Raw genomic sequence first — 3303 nt, forward strand, 5'->3', positions numbered from 1 at the left:
GAACTGCGGGTTGCGCGAGGCCAGGTGCCAGCCGACCAGCAGCAAGACCAGGACGGTCAGCTGCCAGAAGCGCGCATTGCTTTCGTCAGGGCGCAGCCGCATGTTCAGGCCGCCTTCTTCAATTGCTGCGCATAGCCCTTGAGCACCTCGTCGCGCAGCACGTTCCAGATCTGCGTATGCAACTCGACGAAACGCGGATGGGTGCGGACCTCCGCCACATCGCGCGGACGCGGCAGGTCGATCGCGAATTCTCCGATCGGATGGGTCGCGGGTCCGGCCGACAGCACCACCACGCGATCGCTCATCGCGATCGCCTCATCGAGGTCGTGCGTGATGAACAGCACCGCCTTCTTCTTTGCGGCCCACAATTCCAGCACCTCGTTTTCCATCAGCTGCCGCGTCTGGATGTCGAGCGCGCTGAACGGTTCGTCCATCAGGATGATGTCGGGGTCCAGCGCCAGCACCTGGGCCAGCGCGGTGCGCTTGCGCATGCCGCCCGAGAGCTGGTGCGGATAGCGGTCGCCGAAGCCGCTCAAGCCGACACGCGCGAGCCAGCCCTCGGCCTGCGCCCTCGCCTGCGCGTCGGGCAGGCCGCGGTACTGGAGGCCCACCATCACGTTGTCGAGCGCGCTGCGCCATGGCATCAGGGCTTCGCTCTGGAACATGTAGCCGGCGCGCGCGTTGACGCCCGCGAGCGGCTGGCCGAAGACCCGCACCGTGCCCGACGAGGGCTCGAGCAGCCCGGCGCCGACATTGAGCAGGGTCGACTTGCCGCAGCCCGTGGGCCCGACCACCGACACGAACTCGCCCTCGCCGATGCGCAGCGTGGTGTCGGCAACCGCCGTGTAGCGCTGGCTGCGGTCGTCCTTCGAGCGGAAGGTGCAATGGATGTCGATCAGTTCGAGCGCGTGGTCGGCCATGGGCTTGGAAGAAAAAACCCGGCCGAAGCCGGGTTGCAGGACGCCACGGTCAGGCTTTGAACCGGTCCTTGGCACGCCGCGCAAAATCGTTGGTATAGAGCTTGGCCAGGTCGATCTTCTCGGCCTTGACCGTGGGATCGAAACTGGCGATGGCTGCGAGAGCTGTCCTGGGGCCTTCGGCCGGCACCAGCCCGTCGATCGCGATCGCCTCGCGCACCTTGTCGAAGGACGCCAGGTACAGCGCGCGGTCGCCCAGCAGGTAGGTCTCGGGCACGGTCTTGATGATGTCGCCCGGCCCGGCGGTCTGCAGCCACTTGAGGCCATGCACGATCGCGTTGGTGAGCGCCTGGCAGGTGTTCGGATGCTTCTGGATGAATTCCGCCGAGGCATACAGGCAGGCCGCCGGCATCAAGCCTCCGAACACCTCCTGCGTGCCCTTGAGCGTGCGCGTATCGCTGATGATCTTCACGTCGCCCTTCTGCTCGAGCATGGTCATCACGGGATCGGTGTTGCTGATCGCATCGATCTGGCCGGAACGCAACGCAGTAAGTGCGCCGGCCGCGACACCGACACCGATGAAGCTCACGTCACTGGCCTTGAGCCCACCGCGCGACAGCACCAGGTTGGCCACCATGTTGGTGGAAGAGCCCGGCGCCGAGACGCCGATCTTCTTGCCCTTGAGCTCCGCGATGCCGGTGTAGCCCGGCATGTTCTTGGTCGACACGCCGATGGCGATCTGCGGCGCGCGGCCCTGCAGCACGAAGGCCTGGAAGAACTGGTTCTTGGCCTGCAGGTTGATGGTGTGCTCGAAGGCCCCCGAACAGACGTCGGCCGAGCCGCCCACAACAGCCTGCAGCGCGCGCGCACCGCCCGAGAAATCGGAGATCTCGACGTCGAGTCCTTCGGCCTTGAAGTAGCCGAGCTGCTCGGAGATCGTGAGCGGCAGGTAGTAGAACGCCGCCTTGCCGCCGACCGCGATGGAAACCTTGGACTTCTCGAGCTTGGCCTGGCCGTGGACCAGTGGCGCGCCGATGGCAGCGGCGCCCAGCGCGGCGGCTGCGGTGAAGGTACGGCGATTGAGCATGAGTGGGGCCCGCGGGCTCTGTTCGTGTGATTCGAATCGAGCTTAGAGGCACCCCCCCGCCCCTGCATCGGGAACATCCCGTGCGGGTTTTCACGTAATCACGAAGACCGCTAGCGGCCCGCGAACAGGATGGCTGCGTGGGCACCGAATGCGAGCGCCCGGACCGCGCCTGCGTCGCGACGATCAGCGTCTGCCGGTTCGATGCTCAGCGGCGGTCCACGAGCGCGTGGGCGATGGTGCCGAGGTCGACGTACTCGAGCTCGCTGCCGGCCGGCACGCCGCGCGCGAGCCGGGTCACGGCGAGGCCGCGCTGCTTGAGCGCATCACCGATCACGTGGGCCGTCGCCTCGCCCTCGGCAGTGAAGTTGGTGGCGAGGATCACCTCGGTCACGGTGCCGTCGAGCGCGCGCTCGAACAGCTTCGAGAGCCCGATGTCCTTGGGCCCGATGCCGTCGAGCGGACTCAGCTTGCCCATCAGCACGAAGTAGTAGCCCCGGAACACACCGGTGCGTTCGAGCGCGGCCTGGTCGGCCGGCGTCTCCACCACGCACAGCTTGCTGGCGTCGCGGCGCGCATCCTGGCAGACGCTGCAGATCAGGCCTTCGGTGAAGGTGTTGCAGCGCTCGCAGTGCTGCACGTTGCTGGCCGCCTGCTGCAGGGCGCGCGCGAGCCTTTGCGCGCCTTCGCGGTCGTGCTGCAGCAGATGGAACGCCATGCGCGAGGCCGACTTCGCGCCAACGCCGGGCAGTCGGCGCAGCGCCTCGACCAAGGCCTCGAGCGAGCTGGAATCCGCCATCGAGGGCTGATGAAAGCTCAGAACGGCAGCTTCATGCCGGGCGGCAGGCCAGGCATGCCGGAAGTCAGCTTGCCCATCTTCTGCTCGCTGGTTTCCTCGGCCTTGCGCACCGCGGCATTGAAGGCCGCTGCCACCAGGTCTTCGAGCATGTCCTTGTCGTCGGCCAGGAGGCTCGGATCGATGGTGATGCGCTTGACGTCGTGCTTGCAGGTCATCACGACCTTCACCAGCCCGGCGCCGGATTCGCCCTCGACCTCGATGGTGGCCAGTTCTTCCTGGGCCTTCTTGAGGTTGTCCTGCATTGCCTGCGCCTGCTTCATGAGGCCGGCCAGTTGTCCTTTGTTGAACATGTGGGTCCTGTCGATCGTTGAAATAAAGAGTTTAGTCAGTTGAGGACAGAGCAAAAACTGCTGCGCAGTTTCTTGATCTGTCCCGCGAGGTATCAGTCAGTCGAGGACAGAGCAAAAACTGCTGCGCAGTTTCTTGGTCTGTCCCGCAAGGTT

At 65.8% G+C, this 3303-nt stretch carries 4 protein-coding genes; all 4 read right to left on the minus strand.

What is annotated here, in order from left to right; all coding sequences use genetic code 11:
• Positions 1-104 precede the first annotated feature (104 nt).
• The 4 genes from AC1D2K_RS32380 to AC1D2K_RS32395 all read right to left on the minus strand — a co-directional run bounded on the left by AC1D2K_RS32380 (position 105) and on the right by AC1D2K_RS32395 (position 3150).
• On the minus strand, positions 105-920 hold the full coding sequence (locus tag AC1D2K_RS32380; protein ID WP_478094243.1) for an ABC transporter ATP-binding protein: 816 nt from the start codon (positions 918-920) through the stop codon (positions 105-107).
• 49 nt (positions 921-969) lie between these two features.
• Positions 970-2004, minus strand: a complete 1035-nt coding sequence (locus AC1D2K_RS32385) for an ABC transporter substrate-binding protein (RefSeq protein ID WP_478094245.1) — start codon at positions 2002-2004, stop codon at positions 970-972.
• 205 nt (positions 2005-2209) lie between these two features.
• Positions 2210-2800 (minus strand): recombination mediator RecR, encoded by a 591-nt coding sequence (gene recR / locus AC1D2K_RS32390; RefSeq protein WP_478094246.1) that lies wholly within the window; start codon positions 2798-2800, stop codon positions 2210-2212.
• 17 nt (positions 2801-2817) lie between these two features.
• The gene (locus AC1D2K_RS32395; protein WP_442283093.1) at positions 2818-3150 is read right to left on the minus strand and encodes a YbaB/EbfC family nucleoid-associated protein; all 333 of its coding nucleotides are present in this window, start codon (positions 3148-3150) and stop codon (positions 2818-2820) included.
• Between the last annotated feature and the right edge of the window lie 153 nt (positions 3151-3303).

The organism is Variovorax sp. P1_H12_2, from assembly GCF_056405335.1.

Coding starts and splice junctions, on each gene's coding strand:
- AC1D2K_RS32380 (WP_478094243.1), bottom strand. CDS start 920: ATGGCCGACCACGCGCTCGAACTGATCGACATCCATTGCACCTTCCGC.
- AC1D2K_RS32385 (WP_478094245.1), bottom strand. CDS start 2,004: ATGCTCAATCGCCGTACCTTCACCGCAGCCGCCGCGCTGGGCGCCGCT.
- recR (WP_478094246.1), bottom strand. CDS start 2,800: ATGGCGGATTCCAGCTCGCTCGAGGCCTTGGTCGAGGCGCTGCGCCGA.
- AC1D2K_RS32395 (WP_442283093.1), bottom strand. CDS start 3,150: ATGTTCAACAAAGGACAACTGGCCGGCCTCATGAAGCAGGCGCAGGCA.